Raw genomic sequence first — 15091 nt, forward strand, 5'->3', positions numbered from 1 at the left:
GTATTCAACGCGGATGCGGTTTTCTGCCCTTCAGGTTCATAAACAAGCGGGCCAACAGGCCCGCCGTGTAGCGATAACGCTTATTTTTCCAGCAGATTGACCGTGATGCGGTTGCTTTCGTCCATCATCGCGGCCTTGGCGCGAATTTTCGCTTCCAGCTGGTCGATCATCTGTTCGTTGTCGAAACGCTCTTTCTGGCGCACGCCGTCTTCATAGAAGCCGCTCTTCTTGTGGCCGCCGGTCACGCCCATGGTGGACACCAGCGCTTCGCCCGGGCCGTTCACAACGCAGCCGATGATCGAAACGTCCATCGGCGTGATGATATCTTCCAGGCGCTGCTCCAGCGCGTTCACCGTGCCGATCACGTCGAACTCCTGACGCGAACAGGTCGGGCAGGCGATAAAGTTGATACCGCGCGCGCGGATGCGCAGCGACTTCAGGATATCGAAACCGACCTTCACCTCTTCGACCGGATCCGCCGCCAGCGAGATGCGCAGGGTGTCGCCGATGCCTTCAGACAGCAGCATGCCCAGGCCGATGGCCGATTTGACCGACCCGCTGCGTGCGCCGCCGGCTTCGGTGATACCCAGATGCAGCGGCTGATCGATGCGCGAGGCCAGCAGGCGGTAAGACTGCACCGCCAGGAACACGTCCGACGCCTTGACGCTGACCTTGAACTGGTCGAAGTTGAGGCGATCGAGGATGTCCACGTGGCGCATGGCGGATTCCAGCAGCGCTTCCGGCGTAGGTTCGCCGTACTTTTCCTGCAGGTCTTTCTCCAGCGAGCCGCCGTTGACGCCGATGCGAATCGGGATGTTCTTGTCGCGGGCGCAGTCCACCACCGAGCGAATGCGCGATTCGTTGCCGATGTTGCCCGGGTTGATGCGCAGGCAGTCTACGCCGTATTCGGCAACCTGCAGCGCGATGCGATAATCGAAGTGGATATCGGCGACCAGCGGCACGTTGACCTGCTGCTTGATCAGCTTGAACGCCTCGGCGGCGTCCATGGTAGGAACCGAAACGCGGACGATGTCGACGCCCACGCGCTCCAGCGCTTTGATCTGATTAACCGTTGCTTCAACATCGGTGGTACGGGTGTTGGTCATCGACTGCACGGCAATCGGCGCGCCATCACCAATAGGCACCTTGCCGACGTAAATGCGTGTAGATTTTCGACGGTTGATGGGCGCTTGGTTATGCATTACTTACTCTCCATTGCTGCTCTGACATCACGACCGGTGCCGCGCGATTACTGCGCGGCGACGGTCAGGCGAGCAACACGGTTTGACTTAACGAACCGGCTTAAATCAACCGGTTTACCCTGATACTGGATCTGAACTGCCGCCGGCGCGCCGATGGTCAGTTTATACGGCGCAGTGCCGGTCAGGTTCAGCTTGCCGCCCTGCTTCTGGGTGCCGCTGAAAAGCGTCTTACCGCTCGCGTCGGTCACCTGCAGCCAGCAGTCGGCGGAGAAATCCATCACCAGCGCATTCGGATCGGCCGCCGGCGCAGCCACGCCCGCATCGGCGGTCGGCAACGGCGCTTGTGCCGCCGGCGCGGTTTCCGGCAGGGTGGTCTGGCTTGGCGACACCACGGCAGGCTGCTGCTGAGCCGCGCTCGGCGCCTGGGCGGTCGCCGCCGGCGCCTGAGCCGCTGCGCCAGTATCGGCCGGCGCGGCGCTGTTGTCGGTCAACGGCACGTTGGTGCCGGCATCGGCATTGCCGTCGGTCAGCGGCACGGACTGCCCTTCGTTATTCTGCGAAAGCTGCGCGGAGGACTGATCGGCCATGGTGGCGATCTCTTCCTGCTGGGCCTTGTGGTTTTGCCACCACCAGGCGCCGGTCAGGCCGATCACCACGAACACGATAAGCCAGGTGAAGCTCATCAGCCAGCCGTCGCGTTTCTTGCGGCGCTTGCCCAGCGAGAAGCTTTGCATCGGCGCCACTTTCGCCATCTTCAACGGCGCCTGCTTGGCCAGCATCGGCAGCAGTTCGTCTTCCGGCAAATGCACCAGCTTGGCGTAGGAACGGATGTAGCCGCGCACGAAGGTGGAAGCGAGGTCAGCGGACACGCTGTCTTCCTCGATATCGCGCACGGTGGACATTTTGAGACACAGGCGTTCTGCAACGGTCTGTTGGCTCAGCCCGAGTTGCTCACGGGCCTGACGCAGGCGCTGGCCCGTCGTCATGGATACGGTTTTATCTTGGGAGGCTTCAGTATTCATTAGCTAAGAACTGCTGGTACTGTTTGGATTGTGGAAAACTTCGCGCTAGCTGCTTGCCATAGCGTTGAACGCTATCCTGACGGCCGGCTAACGCGGCGAAACGAATCTGTAACCATAAGCTGCTGGCGCTGGCCGGCAGAACATGCTGATAAACATCCAATAAAAGTTGCGACTGGGCGCGCTTCCCTTCTCCAAATTGCTTTTCGGCCTCCGCCAACAGCGGAGTGCCTTTGTCCGGATCGACTTTCAGCGCGCGGCTCAACAGCGTGCGCGCCTCATCGTTTTGTCCGGCCTTGAGAAAACAGTAACCTGCGTTTTCCAAGCTGTCGGCGACCTGGCCATAATCGGGCGCCAGCGCCGCAGCGCTAAACTGCTGTTGCGCCGGTACATACTGCCCTAAACTGCAAAGAAACGCACCGTAATTATTCAATACGGTGCCATTGCCCGGCGCAAGTTTGAGCGCTTGCCGATAACGCTGTTCGGCCGCGGCATTTTCACCGATCCGCTGCTCATAGAGCGCCATGCCCAACTGCGTGCGGTAATCCTGCGGGGCCGCGTCCAGCGCCTTTTCCAGGTTCTGGCGCGCGGCGTCCATGTCGCCTTGCTGCAGGTACTCCAGGCCCAGCTGCAACCGCGTTTGGCCCGCCTCAGAGACTTGTGCTTCCTTTTCCGGCGCTGAACCGGAACACCCGGCCAACAACCCGGCCGCCAGCCACACACCCCACAGTTTCAGCTTCATGCCCGCATTCATTTCCTTATCGGCCGTCAGCTAACGCCCGCCAGCGACACGCTTTCGCATAACAGGCTGTTAGATAACAAAAAATGGTGCTATAGGATTCAGACCGCCCGTACGTTGATAGGTTCCCCGGCCATTTTCTTCTTCAGGGTACGCTTGGTACGGTCGATCACTTCACCCGCCAGTTGCCCGCAGGCGGCGTCGATATCGTCACCACGGGTTTTACGAACAATAGTCGTAAAGCCGTATTCCATCAACACCTTGGAGAAACGATCCACCCGGCTGTTGGAGCTGCGGCCGTAAGGGGCGCCCGGGAACGGGTTCCATGGGATCAGGTTGATCTTGCACGGCGTGTCTTTCAGCACTTCCGCCAGCTGATGCGCATCGTCGGTGCTGTCGTTGATATGATCCAGCATCACGTACTCGACGGTCACGCGGCCCTGGTTGGCGTTGGATTTCTCCAAATAGCGACGCACCGCGGACAGGAAGGTCTCGATGTTGTACTTGCGGTTGATCGGCACGATCTCATCGCGGATGGTGTCGTTCGGCGCGTGCAGCGAGATCGCCAGCGCCACGTCGATCATGTCGCCCAGCTTGTCCAGCGCCGGCACCACGCCGGAGGTAGACAGGGTCACGCGGCGTTTGGACAGGCCAAAGCCGAAGTCGTCCAGCATGATTTCCATCGCCGGCACCACGTTGTTCAGGTTGAGCAGCGGCTCGCCCATCCCCATCATTACCACGTTGGTGATCGGGCGTTGGCCGGTCACCTTCAGCGCGCCGATGATTTTCGCCGCGCGCCACACCTGGCCGATGATTTCCGACACGCGCAGGTTGCGGTTGAAGCCCTGCTGCGCCGTCGAACAGAATTTGCACTCCAGCGCGCAGCCTACCTGCGAGGAGACGCACAGCGTCGCGCGGTCGGCTTCCGGGATGTACACGGTTTCGACCTGCTGATCGCCGACTTTAATCGCCCACTTGATGGTGCCGTCGGCCGAACGCTGTTCTTCCGCCACTTCCGGCGCGCGGATTTCCGCCACGCGTTGCAGCTTGCCGCGCAGGACTTTGTTGATGTCGGTCATCTGCTCGAAGTCGTCGCAGCAGTAGTGGTAAATCCACTTCATCACCTGATCGGCGCGGAACGGTTTCTCGCCCATTTCGGCGAAGAACTCGCGCATTTGCTGGCGGTTCAGGTCCAGCAGGTTGATTTTGGCCGCAGCCGGTTGCTCCACGTTAACGGAGGGGGTAGTCAGCGAATTATTTTCAGACACGGTGTGCTCGGACGTGATGGGTTCTAACATAATGATCTCTGGCCTCGTTATTACACGTTATGGCGCTAAAGAATGGACAGTAAGTTGTGCATTTCAGCCCGCATGATTCGGGTGGCGGCACTAAAAACACGCCCCTGACAAGTCGTCTTATCAGGGGCGCGGCATTGTACAAATTTTAGTAGCGGGTGGCTACGGCTGAAAGGCATTCAGGGCATTTTTATTGTTTCAGCCGGTGAATGCCTGGTTATCAGCCAAGAAACGGCACGATTAACGTGCGCAGATTTCGCTTTCGTTGAAGAAGTAAGCGATTTCGCGCTGTGCGGATTCAACGGAATCGGAACCGTGAACGGCGTTAGCGGTGAAGCTGTCCGCGTAGTCGGCACGCAGGGTACCGGCCAGCGCGTTGTCCGGGTTGGTTGCGCCCATGATGTCGCGGTTGCGCTGCACGGCGTTTTCAGATTCCAGAACCTGCACCATGATTGGGCCGGAGGTCATGAATTCAACCAGACCGTCGAAGAATGGGCGGCCTTTGTGCTCAGCGTAGAAGCCTTCAGCTTGCTCGCGAGTCAGACGCAGCATTTTAGCGGCGATGATTTTGAAACCGGCGCGCTCGAAACGAGCGTAGATAGCGCCGATGTCGTTGTTGGCTACAGCGTTTGGTTTAACGATGGAAAAGGTACGTTCTACGGTCATGATGGCCTCTGTATGACTTCCAAAACAGGCCGGTCTGCAATGTTGCCGGCCTTCTCAAGTGGCGCAGATTATATGTGCGCCGTTAACGCTTGCCTACGGGAAAATCAACATTTCATTAAAAAAATATGATCTTCATGATTCATTTTCGACCACGCGGCGGCGCTACTGGGTCTTGTCGGTAGACGGGATCAAATTGCGCAGCCAACTGCCCCAGCGGCGCTGATAAAACGGCTGCGTATGGGAGATCAGATAGTGGCTGATGCCGCGCTCGTTCTCCGACACCAGGCAGAAATCCACCGGTTCGTCGTTCGGCGCCGTTTCGCTGGCGACGCTGCCGGCCTCGTTGATCAACGCCTCGATCTCCGCCGGCTCGGCGTCCACTTCCAGCCCGATCAGCAGATTCGGCTTCTCGTCCGCCGCCTGATCGTGCATCAGCGCCAGAAACGCGCGGCGCACCGGCTTGCGCTGGCTGAACAGCGTGGTCAACGCATCCACCATCGCCGACGGGTACTCTTCGGGCTGCCCCAGCAGGATTTGGGTCTCTTTATCGACGTAATGCTCCACCGGTTTGACGACGCCGCCGGTCGCCAGCAGCATCGCCACCTCTTCCGGGTAGAACTCCTTGCCGTACTCCGCCTTCGGATTGAGGAACAGATCCGCGCCCTGGGTGATTTCGAACAGCACCCGCGCCGGCATGGCGATGAACGGCTGTTCGTCCTCAACGGCTTTCTGCAGCGCTTCCAGCGAGGTGAAGAACGGAATGATGCTGCCGCCGTCCTGCTTCTCCCAATGCTGGATATTGACCGGCGTATCCGCGTTCAGCGCGATGTCGCCGTCCTGCTGCACCTGCTCGCTGTCGCCGAGGATCAGCACCGTGGCGTCGAGCAGTTCACGGAAGAACGCCGGGCGATGGGCCGGCTCCGTCACCGCCAGCTTCAGCAGGCGTTCAAGTTCGTTCTCGCTCGGGGCGGCATCGTGATGATGGGCACTCATGGCAAACTCCAGGGATCAAATAGCGAGGCCCAGCATGCTGGGCCCCGAAGATAATGCGCATTCTAGCGCCCGACGCGGCGGGCGTTCAATTATTTGGCTTTGCTCAGCAGCAGGTTGGCCAGGGTACGCACGCCCAAACCGGTCGCGCCGGCCGACCACTGATCCACCGCGCCTTTGCGGTAGGTGGCGGAACAGTCGATGTGCAGCCAGCCTTGCTGGTAATTCTTGACGAAGTGCGACAGGAAGGCCGCCGCGGTGCTGGCGCCGGCGGTGTAGGCCGGGCCGGCCACGTTGTTCAGCTCGGCGAAGTTGGACGGCAGCTGGCTGCGGTGGAACTCGGCCAGCGGCAGACGCCAGAACGGCTCTTGCTCGGCGGTGGCGCTGTTCAGCAGCTCCTGCGCCAGCGCGTCGTCGAAGCTGAACAGCGCATGGTAGTCGTTGCCGACCGCGGTTTTCGCGGCGCCGGTGAGGGTCGCACAGTCGATAATCAGCTGCGGGTTCTGCTCAGAAGCGTCGATCAGGCCGTCGGCCAGCACCAGGCGCCCTTCCGCATCGGTGTTCATCACCTCAACGGTTTTGCCGTTGCGGTAGCGAATGATGTCGCCCAGTTTGAAAGCGTTGCCGCTGACCATGTTGTCGGCGCAGCACAGGTACAGCTTCACGCGCTGCTTCAGGCCGCGCGCCGCCGCCAGCGCCAGGGCGCCGGTGATGGTGGCCGCACCGCCCATGTCAGCCTTCATCGAGTCCATAAAGGCGCTCTGTTTCAGGCTATAACCGCCGGTATCGAAGGTGATGCCCTTGCCGACCAGGCAGGCGAACACCGGCGCATCCGGGTTACCGGTCGGGTTGAAGTCCAGCGCCAGCAGCACCGGCGGACGCTCAGAGCCGCGGCCGACGGTGTGGATGCCGGCATAGTTCTGCTCGCGCAGATCTTCGCCCTTGGTGATGCGGTAGCTGACGGCATCGCAGCCGACGTCGCACATCAGATCGACGGCGCGGGTCGCCAGTTGCTCTGGCCCCAGCTCTTCCGCCGGCATGTTGATGGTGTCACGCACCCAGTCAACGATCTTCAGGCGCTTATCCAGTTCCTGACGTGCGGCTTCCGGCAGCTCGGCCCATTCGACGTTGCGTTGCCCTTTCGGCCCGCGGTAACCCTGCCAAAACGCCCAGCTGTTTTCCAAGTCCCAACCGTCGCCGGCCAGCTTGACGTTTTTGATGCCCTGACCGTCAATTTTGCGGCCCGCACGCTGGATCGCGCCCAGCTTGTCGGTGCCGGTCAGGTGGATGGTCATCCCTTCGCCGTTGGTGCTGAGCAGCGCTTTTTCGCCCCAACGGGCGTCGGCAGGTTGTTGCGACAGCGTGACCTGCATGAATTCTGTTGTCATAGCCTTCTTACTCCGGATGTTCCCTTTATTATTTCATTAGGGCTTTATTGCATACCCTATGGATTTCAAATTGCAGCTAGGCGCCCAGCGATCTCATCCCCAGGAGCTTACTCAGGTAAGTGACTGGGGTAAGACAAATCTGCCGGGAGCAGATTTGAACGCTGCTCGCAGCGGCCCCTTGGGGCGTGGCCCACGGATGGGCCACGTAACTACGTGCAGGTAACAACGCTGCGGTTTGAAAGACGACGGGTATGTCGGATACAAAATAAACGGGCCGCCCATGGCAGCCCGTTACGCTATTTACTCCGCTTCATCTAACCAGACCAGCAGGATCGCTTCCAGTATTTTTTCGTTGGAAGCCTGCGGATCGTCGTCGAACTCTTCCAGATCGCAGATCCACTGATGCATGTCGGTAAAACGCACGGTTTTCGGATCGGTGTCCGGGTATTGGTCGTACAGGGCTTCGCCGATTTCTCGGCTGTCGGTCCACTTCAGTCCCATTATGATCTCCGGGTTGGCGCTGCGGCTAACAATTAATGCTCACGCGCGTGGTTGACGGTGTAGCGCGGCATTTCGACCACCAGATCTTCGTCGGCGACCAGCGCCTGGCAGCTCAGGCGGCTTTCCGGCTCCAGCCCCCAGGCCTTGTCCAGCATGTCGTCTTCCAGCTCGCTGCTCTCTTCAAGCGAATCGAAGCCTTCACGCACGATGCAGTGGCAGGTGGTGCAGGCGCAGGATTTCTCGCAGGCGTGCTCGATTTCAATGCCGTTGCGCAGCGCAACGTTGAGGATCGACTCCCCTTTTTCAGCTTCCAGAACCGCCCCTTCCGGGCAAAGATCTTGATGGGGCAGGAAAACAATTTTAGGCATGGTTAAACCTCATCCACAGAATGGCCAGCCAGCGCGCGGCGAATGGAAGCGTCCATGCGGCGCGCGGCAAAATCTTGCGTTTGTGCATCTAATGTTTTGATGGCGTCTTCGATAGCGGCGGGATCTTCCCCCTGCACCGCCTGCTGCAACGCCTGGGTCGCGGCGGCGATCGCCTGGCTTTCCGCCTCGCTCAGCAGCGCGGCGTCGCTGGCCAGCGCGCCCTGCAGGCTTTCCAGCACCCGCGCGGCTTCCACGCGTTGCTCCGCCAGCTTGCGCGCGCCCACGTCGCTTTGCGCGTTGGCCATCGAATCCTTGATCATGCCGGCGATTTCGCTGTCCGACAGGCCGTACGACGGCTTCACCTGGATCGAGGCTTCCACGCCGGTGGATTTCTCCATCGCGGTGACGCTCAGCAGACCGTCGGCATCCACCTGGAAGGTGACGCGAATGTGCGCGCCCCCGGCAGGCAGCGGCGGCAGGCCGCGCAGCGTGAAACGCGCCAGCGAACGGCAGTCCTGCACCAGCTCGCGCTCGCCCTGCAGCACGTGGATCATCATCGCGCTTTGGCCGTCTTTAAAGGTGGTGAATTCCTGCGCGCGCGCCACCGGAATGGTGGTGTTGCGCGGGATCACTTTCTCCACCAGACCGCCCATGGTTTCGAGGCCCAGCGACAGCGGGATCACGTCCAGCAGCAGCATGTCGCTGTCCGGCTTGTTGCCCACCAGAATGTCGGCCTGGATCGCGGCGCCGATGGCGACCACTTTATCCGGATCGATCGACGTCAGCGGCGTACGGCCGAAGAAGGCCCCCACCTGCTCACGCACCAGCGGCACACGGGTGGAACCGCCGACCATCACCGCTTCCAGCACCTCGTCGGCGGCGACGCCGGCGTCTTTCAGCGCGCGGCGGCAGGCCATCAGCGTGCGTTTCACCAGCGGAGCGATCAGCGCTTCGAACTGGGCGCGGGTCACCTCGCCCTGCCAGCCGGCCACCTCGACGCGCACGCTGTCGGCATCGCTCAACGCGATTTTAGCGGCGATGGCGGCGTCCAGCAGTTGGCGCTGCACGCCGTGGTCGCTGCGATCGGCCACGCCGGCCTGCTCGCGCAGCCAGTCGGCCAGCAGGTGATCGAAGTCGTCGCCGCCCAGCGCGGAATCGCCGCCGGTGGCCAGCACTTCGAACACGCCGCGGCTGAGGCGCAGAATGGAGATATCAAAGGTGCCGCCGCCCAGATCGTAAACCGCGATCACCCCTTCCTGGCCGGAGTCCAGCCCGTAGGCGATCGCTGCCGCGGTCGGTTCGTTCAGCAGGCGCAGGACGTGCAGGCCGGCCAGACGCGCCGCGTCTTTGGTGCCCTGGCGCTGCGCGTCGTCGAAGTAGGCGGGAACGGTGATCACCACGCCATCCAGCTCCCCTTCCAGCGCCGCTTGCGCGCGCGCGGACAGGGCTCGCAGGATATCGGCGGAGACGCCGACCGGGTTAACCGGGCCGGCGGCGGTGACGATCAGCGGCAGGCCGTTGTCGCTGGCCTGGAATTGATAAGGCAGGTTCGGGTAACGCTGCTGCACGTCCGCCAACGAGCGGCCCATCATGCGTTTGATGGAGCTGACGGTATTGGCCGGATCCTGCGCCGCCTGTTGGCGCGCCTCCCAGCCGACGCGCTGCGCGTCCGCCTGATAATGCACCACCGAAGGCAGCAAATGGCGGCCCTGTTCGTCGGCCAGCGTTTCCGCTTGCCCGCTGCGCACCGTGGCGACCAGCGAGTTGGTGGTGCCTAAGTCGATGCCGGCGGCCAAGCGTCGCTGGTGCGGCGCGGCGCTGAGGCCAGGCTCACTAATTTGTAATAAGGCCATGTTGAAGCTTCCACAATCAGAATCAGAAGGTGTTACTCAAAACCCAGCAGTTTTTCTTCGAGTTGTTCAACCTGTTGCTGGAGTTTGTCCAAAAAGCGCAGCTTGCGCACGGTGTCGGCGGCGTCCGCCCACTGCTCGCCGTCCAGCTGCTGCAGCATCAGCGCGCTGCGCTGTTTGATGGAGGCGGCCAGCCGCGCGCCGAAATCGGCCAGCAGGCTTTCCGCCTCCGGCTTGCGCTCAATGGCGTCGAGCTCTTCGCGCAGTTCCAGCTGTTCCATCAGGAACGCGGTGTCGCGCATCGTATGCTGTTCGTTACCCAGATCGAAGCCGTGCAAAGATAGCATATACTCCGCGCGTTTTAACGGGTGCTTCAGCGACTGGTAGGCTTCGTTGATGGTCGCCGCCTGCTGCAACGCCATCAGGCGTTCGCGCTCCGGCTGGTTGGCGAAACGATCGGGGTGAAACTGGCGCTGCAGATCCTGGAAGCGGGACGCAAGCAGGCTGCCGTCCACGGTGTAGCGAACTGGCAGCCCGAATAAAGTAAAGTAATCCATAGCGTGCTCTGGGCGTTAGCGGATGAAGTTCCCCCGCCGAAACGGGGGAGCACGATGGACTGTCAGACGTTGAAACTCTCGCCGCAGCCGCATTCGCTTGAGACGTTCGGGTTGTTGAACTTGAAGCCTTCGTTCAGGCCTTCCTTAACGAAATCAAGCTCGGTGCCGTCAAGGTAAACCAGGCTCTTGCCGTCGATGATCACCTTGATGCCTTTGTCTTCAAACACGATGTCGTCATCGTTGGCTTCGTCAACAAATTCCAGCACGTAGGCCATTCCGGAGCAGCCGGAAGTTCGCACTCCCAGACGCAGGCCGAGACCCTTGCCGCGGTTCGTCAAAAACGCCTGAACACGCTGCGCAGCGCTGTCGCTCATGGTAATAGACATCACAACCTCACACTTCAAATCAAAGCCCGGCGTGGCCGGGCCGACTCAGACAAATTACTCGGCGCTATGCTTGCTCTTATAGTCGGCAATCGCTGCTTTGATGGCGTCTTCAGCCAGGATCGAGCAGTGAATTTTGACCGGCGGCAATTCCAGCTCTTCGGCGATCTGGGTGTTTTTGATCGCTTCAGCCTGATCGAGCGACTTGCCCTTCATCCATTCGGTCACCAGCGAGCTGGAGGCGATGGCGGAACCGCAGCCGTAAGTTTTAAAGCGCGCGTCTTCGATGATGCCTTCATCGTTAACCTTGATTTGCAGCTTCATGACGTCGCCGCAAGCCGGTGCCCCTACCATGCCGCTACCGACGGTAGGATCTTCGTTGTCAAAGGAACCCACGTTGCGCGGGTTTTCATAATGATCGATTACTTTTTCGCTGTAAGCCATGACCTTGCTCCTGAAACCTGAGAATTAATGATGCGCCCATTCGATGCTGTTGATGTCCACGCCCTGCTTGAACATCTCCCACAGTGGAGACAGATCGCGCAGACGGCCGATGGATTTACGCACCAGTTGAATGGTGTAGTCGATCTCTTCTTCCGTGGTGAAACGCCCCAGGGAGAAACGGATCGAGCTGTGCGCCAATTCATCGCTCATGCCCAGCGCGCGCAGCACGTAGGACGGCTCGAGGCTGGCGGAGGTACAGGCTGAACCGGAGGAAACGGCCAGGTCTTTCAGCGCCATGATCAGCGACTCGCCTTCAACGTAGTTGAAGCTGACGTTCAGGATGTTCGGTGCGCCGTGCTCCAGATCGCCGTTCAGATACACTTCTTCCATATCTTTCACGCCGTTCCACAGACGATCGCGCAGGGTGCGCAGACGCGCCATCTCTTCGGTCATCTCTTCTTTGGCGATGCGGTAAGCTTCGCCCATGCCGACGATCTGGTGGACAGGCAGGGTGCCGGAACGCATGCCGCGCTCGTGACCGCCGCCGTGTACCTGCGCTTCGATGCGGATGCGCGGCTTGCGGCGCACGTACAGCGCGCCGATGCCTTTCGGGCCATAGATTTTGTGGCCGGAGAACGACATCAGGTCGACTTTCAGCTTGCTCAGATCGATAGGCAGTTTGCCCACGCTCTGGGTGGCGTCAACGTGATAGATGATACCGCGCGCGCGGCACATTTCGCCGATCGCTTCGATGTCCTGCACCACGCCGATTTCGTTATTGACGTGCATGATGGAGACCAGAATGGTGTCATCGCGCAGCGCCGCTTCGAGATCCTGCAGGCTGATGATGCCGTTGCTCTGCGGCGCCAGATAGGTCACTTCGAACCCTTCGCGCTCCAGCTGACGGCAGGTGTCCAGCACGGCTTTGTGTTCGGTTTTGCTGGTGATGATGTGCTTGCCTTTTTTCTGGTAGAAATTGGCAGCGCCTTTGATCGCCAGGTTGTCGGATTCGGTCGCCCCGGAGGTGAAGACGATTTCGCGCGGGTCGGCGCCCACCAGTTCGGCGATTTGGTTACGGGCGATGTCTACCGCCTCTTCCGCCTGCCAACCGAAACGGTGGGAACGGGAAGCCGGGTTGCCGAAAGTGCCGTCCAGGGTCAAAAACTGCATCATCTTCTCAGCAACGCGCGGGTCAACCGGCGTCGTTGCTGAGTAATCCAGATAAATCGGTAATTTCATTGCTCTTGTGCTCCGTACATCACTTCCAAAAACTAAAATAATTTCGCCAGCTGCTTATGCGCGCAGATTAACGTTGATAGTTTCTTGCGGACGACCGTTGGCCGTGCGGCGCGTATCGTTATTTTGACGATCCGCCACCACCAGCACTTCCTGGTTGTTGACCAGTTCTGCCAGCGTAATGTTGTTCAGGAACCCGCTGATGCGCTCGCTCAGATCGCGCCACAGGGCGTGGGTCAAGCAGCGATCGCCGCCCTGACAGCCTTCTTTGCCCTGGCACCGGGTTGCATCTACCGATTCATCGACGGCAGTGATGACAGCGCCAACGGCGATCTCACCCGCGTCTTTACCCAGCAGATAACCACCGCCCGGGCCGCGCACGCTGGCCACCAGGCCATTTTTGCGCAGACGGGAGAATAATTGTTCCAGATAAGAGAGCGAAATACCCTGGCGTTCGGAAATGTCCGCCAGTGGCACCGGCCCTTCCTGGGAATGCAGCGCTACGTCAAGCATAGCGGTTACGGCATAACGGCCTTTGGATGTCAGTCTCATAGCTCAATGGTTACCTGTTGGTCAAATATGGCCGAAAGTCTGACATTCCTGAGTAAAACAGTCAACTATTTAACCTAGTAATTGACTCAAGTATTAGCACGTTTTGAACTTAGCAAGAACAAAGGTATATAAAATACATGTTATAACCTTTGGATAACTAATACTATTGTCGCCCACCGCTATGCCACATCAATTAATTACCTTGATGTTTATCCTGTTTCTCGATCGACGTCAGCATGCCGCGCAGGATATTCAGCTCCTGCCCTTCCGGGCGCGCGCGGGTGAACAGCCGACGCAGGCGGCTCATCACCTGGCCCGGATGGGACGGACGAATAAAGCCGGTGCGCTGCAGCGTCTGCTCCAGGTGCTGATAGAAACGCTCGAGGTCATCCACCAGCGGGTACGGCGTCTCTTCCAGCTGCGGCGCGCCCGCCTGTTGGCGATCGAGGTAAGCCACGCGCACTTCGTACGCCAGGATCTGCACCGCCATCGCCAGGTTCAGCGAGCTGTAGTCCGGGTTGGCCGGAATAGCGACGTGGTAGTGGCACTTCTGCAATTCATCGTTGGTCAGCCCGACGCGTTCGCGGCCGAACACCAGCGCCACTGGCGCGTGTTCGCCCTCGTGCACCGCGCGCACGCCGCATTCACGCGGCTCCAGCATCGGCCACGGCAAGGTGCGAGAACGGGCGCTGGTGCCCACCACCAGGCTACAGCCGGCGATGGCGTCATCGAGGGTATCGACGATAGTGGCGTTGCCGATCACGTCGCTGGCGCCGGCGGCCAGGGCGATGGCCTGAGAATCGGGTTTGATCAGCGGATTAACCAGATAAAGGTTGGTTAAACCCATGGTTTTCATGGCTCTGGCGGTCGAGCCCATGTTGCCGGTATGTGAAGTCTCAACCAGAACAATGCGGATATTGTGCAGCATACAAACTCTGAGCGTGGCGGAAAATCGCAGCATCTTAACACAGCCGTAGGCAATTTGCCGAACAGCTGCTATACTTCGCGCCGTTTCCTGTTCTTTAACATCCTAGTTGGAAGATACCCATGCATCCGATGCTGACTATCGCCGTGCGCGCTGCGCGCAAGGCCGGTAACCTGATTGCCAAAAACTACGAAACCCCGGACGCTGTAGAAGCGAGCCAGAAAGGGACCAATGACTTCGTCACCAACGTCGATCGCGATGCAGAGCATCTGATCATCGACGTCATCCGCAAGTCTTATCCGCAACACAGTATCGTGAGCGAAGAACGCGGTGAGCTGATCGGCGAAGATCGTGATGTGCAATGGGTGATCGATCCACTGGATGGCACTGCAAACTTCATCAAACGTTTCCCTCATTTCTCCGTTTCCATCGCCGTACGCATCAAAGGCCGTACTGAAGTGGCCGTGGTTTACGATCCGATGCGCAACGAACTGTTCACCGCCACGCGCGGCCAGGGTGCACAGCTCAACGGCTACCGCCTGCGCGGCACCAACGCCAAAGATCTGGATGGCACCATCCTGGCGACCGGCTTCCCGTTCAAGGTCAAACAGCACGCAACGCCTTACATCAACATCGTCGGCAAGCTGTTCACCCAGTGCGCGGACTTCCGCCGCACCGGTTCCGCTGCGCTGGATCTGGCCTATGTGGCCGCCGGCCGCGTAGACGGTTTCTTCGAAATCGGCCTGAAGCCGTGGGACTTCGCCGCGGGCGAACTGCTGGTGCGTGAAGCCGGCGGCCTGGTGACCGACTTCGTCGGCGGCCACAACCACTTCAGCTCCGGCAACGTGGTGGCAGGCAACCCGCGCGTAGTGAAAGCCATGCTGGCCACCATGCGTGAAGAACTGAGCGAAGCGCTGAAGCGTTAATCGCCAGAAGCGAATCGAAAAAAGCGCTGCCGATGCAGCGCTTTTTTTAT

Annotated in this window: 17 protein-coding genes; 1 reads left to right on the forward strand and 16 read right to left on the reverse strand. The window is 60.0% G+C overall.

Features of this window, described 5'->3' with window-relative positions; all coding sequences use genetic code 11:
* Nucleotides 1-80: 80 nt before the first annotated feature.
* The 16 genes from ispG to trmJ form a co-directional block, all read right to left on the reverse strand.
* Nucleotides 81-1202, reverse strand: a complete 1122-nt coding sequence (gene ispG / locus ACJ8HB_RS16220) for a flavodoxin-dependent (E)-4-hydroxy-3-methylbut-2-enyl-diphosphate synthase (RefSeq protein WP_016929756.1) — start codon at nucleotides 1200-1202, stop codon at nucleotides 81-83.
* A 47-nt stretch (nucleotides 1203-1249) separates the two neighbouring features.
* A complete protein-coding gene (gene rodZ / locus ACJ8HB_RS16225; protein WP_004941432.1) occupies nucleotides 1250-2224 on the reverse strand; it encodes a cytoskeleton protein RodZ in 975 nt (324 codons plus the stop codon).
* Entirely contained in the window at nucleotides 2214-2963 is a 750-nt protein-coding gene (gene pilW / locus ACJ8HB_RS16230) for a type IV pilus biogenesis/stability protein PilW (protein ID WP_039568691.1), read from the reverse strand. Before pilW ends, rodZ begins: the two co-directional genes overlap by 11 nt.
* Nucleotides 2964-3061: 98 nt before the next feature.
* The gene (locus tag ACJ8HB_RS16235; RefSeq protein ID WP_004941426.1) at nucleotides 3062-4258 is read right to left on the reverse strand and encodes a bifunctional tRNA (adenosine(37)-C2)-methyltransferase TrmG/ribosomal RNA large subunit methyltransferase RlmN; all 1197 of its coding nucleotides are present in this window, start codon (nucleotides 4256-4258) and stop codon (nucleotides 3062-3064) included.
* 237 nt (nucleotides 4259-4495) lie between these two features.
* Nucleotides 4496-4921 carry a nucleoside-diphosphate kinase gene (gene ndk / locus ACJ8HB_RS16240; RefSeq protein WP_004941424.1) on the reverse strand — a complete coding sequence of 142 codons (426 nt, stop codon included), beginning with the start codon at nucleotides 4919-4921 and terminating at the stop codon, nucleotides 4496-4498.
* A 162-nt stretch (nucleotides 4922-5083) separates the two neighbouring features.
* Nucleotides 5084-5914 (reverse strand): enhanced serine sensitivity protein SseB, encoded by an 831-nt coding sequence (gene sseB, locus ACJ8HB_RS16245; protein WP_033635596.1) that lies wholly within the window; start codon nucleotides 5912-5914, stop codon nucleotides 5084-5086.
* Nucleotides 5915-6003: 89 nt separating this feature from the next.
* Entirely contained in the window at nucleotides 6004-7299 is a 1296-nt protein-coding gene (pepB, locus tag ACJ8HB_RS16250; RefSeq protein ID WP_047570920.1) for an aminopeptidase PepB, read from the reverse strand.
* Between the two features lie 300 nt (nucleotides 7300-7599).
* Nucleotides 7600-7800, reverse strand: a complete 201-nt coding sequence (gene iscX / locus ACJ8HB_RS16255; RefSeq protein WP_006327336.1) for a Fe-S cluster assembly protein IscX — start codon at nucleotides 7798-7800, stop codon at nucleotides 7600-7602.
* Nucleotides 7801-7832: 32 nt separating this feature from the next.
* On the reverse strand, nucleotides 7833-8168 hold the full coding sequence (fdx, locus tag ACJ8HB_RS16260; RefSeq protein ID WP_004941417.1) for an ISC system 2Fe-2S type ferredoxin: 336 nt from the start codon (nucleotides 8166-8168) through the stop codon (nucleotides 7833-7835).
* 2 nt (nucleotides 8169-8170) lie between these two features.
* Complete coding sequence (hscA, locus tag ACJ8HB_RS16265) at nucleotides 8171-10021, reverse strand: Fe-S protein assembly chaperone HscA (protein WP_033654281.1); 1851 nt, start codon at nucleotides 10019-10021, stop codon at nucleotides 8171-8173.
* A 32-nt stretch (nucleotides 10022-10053) separates the two neighbouring features.
* Nucleotides 10054-10575 (reverse strand): co-chaperone HscB, encoded by a 522-nt coding sequence (hscB, locus tag ACJ8HB_RS16270; RefSeq protein ID WP_047570915.1) that lies wholly within the window; start codon nucleotides 10573-10575, stop codon nucleotides 10054-10056.
* 62 nt (nucleotides 10576-10637) lie between these two features.
* Nucleotides 10638-10961, reverse strand: a complete 324-nt coding sequence (iscA, locus tag ACJ8HB_RS16275; RefSeq protein WP_004941410.1) for an iron-sulfur cluster assembly protein IscA — start codon at nucleotides 10959-10961, stop codon at nucleotides 10638-10640.
* Nucleotides 10962-11015: 54 nt separating this feature from the next.
* Nucleotides 11016-11402, reverse strand: coding sequence for a Fe-S cluster assembly scaffold IscU (gene iscU / locus ACJ8HB_RS16280; protein WP_033635600.1), 387 nt, complete (start codon nucleotides 11400-11402; stop codon nucleotides 11016-11018).
* A 24-nt stretch (nucleotides 11403-11426) separates the two neighbouring features.
* Nucleotides 11427-12641, reverse strand: a complete 1215-nt coding sequence (gene iscS, locus ACJ8HB_RS16285) for a cysteine desulfurase (protein ID WP_016929764.1) — start codon at nucleotides 12639-12641, stop codon at nucleotides 11427-11429.
* Between the two features lie 54 nt (nucleotides 12642-12695).
* Nucleotides 12696-13190 (reverse strand): Fe-S cluster assembly transcriptional regulator IscR, encoded by a 495-nt coding sequence (iscR, locus tag ACJ8HB_RS16290; RefSeq protein WP_004941404.1) that lies wholly within the window; start codon nucleotides 13188-13190, stop codon nucleotides 12696-12698.
* A 193-nt stretch (nucleotides 13191-13383) separates the two neighbouring features.
* On the reverse strand, nucleotides 13384-14118 hold the full coding sequence (gene trmJ / locus ACJ8HB_RS16295) for a tRNA (cytosine(32)/uridine(32)-2'-O)-methyltransferase TrmJ (protein ID WP_025303916.1): 735 nt from the start codon (nucleotides 14116-14118) through the stop codon (nucleotides 13384-13386).
* 119 nt (nucleotides 14119-14237) lie between these two features.
* On the opposite strand from trmJ, the gene suhB reads away from it, so the two are divergent.
* A complete protein-coding gene (suhB, locus tag ACJ8HB_RS16300; RefSeq protein ID WP_004941400.1) occupies nucleotides 14238-15041 on the forward strand; it encodes an inositol-1-monophosphatase in 804 nt (267 codons plus the stop codon).
* Nucleotides 15042-15091: the final 50 nt, after the last annotated feature.

Origin of the sequence: Serratia sp. CY27727 (assembly GCF_052169275.1) — a bacterium.
Lineage (GTDB): Bacteria > Pseudomonadota > Gammaproteobacteria > Enterobacterales > Enterobacteriaceae > Serratia > Serratia sarumanii.

Coding starts and splice junctions, on each gene's coding strand:
- iscA (WP_004941410.1), bottom strand. CDS start 10,961: ATGTCTATTACCATGAGCGACAGCGCTGCGCAGCGTGTTCAGGCGTTT.
- iscR (WP_004941404.1), bottom strand. CDS start 13,190: ATGAGACTGACATCCAAAGGCCGTTATGCCGTAACCGCTATGCTTGAC.
- iscU (WP_033635600.1), bottom strand. CDS start 11,402: ATGGCTTACAGCGAAAAAGTAATCGATCATTATGAAAACCCGCGCAAC.
- trmJ (WP_025303916.1), bottom strand. CDS start 14,118: ATGCTGCACAATATCCGCATTGTTCTGGTTGAGACTTCACATACCGGC.
- iscX (WP_006327336.1), bottom strand. CDS start 7,800: ATGGGACTGAAGTGGACCGACAGCCGAGAAATCGGCGAAGCCCTGTAC.
- pilW (WP_039568691.1), bottom strand. CDS start 2,963: ATGAAGCTGAAACTGTGGGGTGTGTGGCTGGCGGCCGGGTTGTTGGCC.
- ndk (WP_004941424.1), bottom strand. CDS start 4,921: ATGACCGTAGAACGTACCTTTTCCATCGTTAAACCAAACGCTGTAGCC.
- hscA (WP_033654281.1), bottom strand. CDS start 10,021: ATGGCCTTATTACAAATTAGTGAGCCTGGCCTCAGCGCCGCGCCGCAC.
- fdx (WP_004941417.1), bottom strand. CDS start 8,168: ATGCCTAAAATTGTTTTCCTGCCCCATCAAGATCTTTGCCCGGAAGGG.
- hscB (WP_047570915.1), bottom strand. CDS start 10,575: ATGGATTACTTTACTTTATTCGGGCTGCCAGTTCGCTACACCGTGGAC.
- ispG (WP_016929756.1), bottom strand. CDS start 1,202: ATGCATAACCAAGCGCCCATCAACCGTCGAAAATCTACACGCATTTAC.
- pepB (WP_047570920.1), bottom strand. CDS start 7,299: ATGACAACAGAATTCATGCAGGTCACGCTGTCGCAACAACCTGCCGAC.
- rodZ (WP_004941432.1), bottom strand. CDS start 2,224: ATGAATACTGAAGCCTCCCAAGATAAAACCGTATCCATGACGACGGGC.
- suhB (WP_004941400.1), top strand. CDS start 14,238: ATGCATCCGATGCTGACTATCGCCGTGCGCGCTGCGCGCAAGGCCGGT.
- iscS (WP_016929764.1), bottom strand. CDS start 12,641: ATGAAATTACCGATTTATCTGGATTACTCAGCAACGACGCCGGTTGAC.
- ACJ8HB_RS16235 (WP_004941426.1), bottom strand. CDS start 4,258: ATGTTAGAACCCATCACGTCCGAGCACACCGTGTCTGAAAATAATTCG.
- sseB (WP_033635596.1), bottom strand. CDS start 5,914: ATGAGTGCCCATCATCACGATGCCGCCCCGAGCGAGAACGAACTTGAA.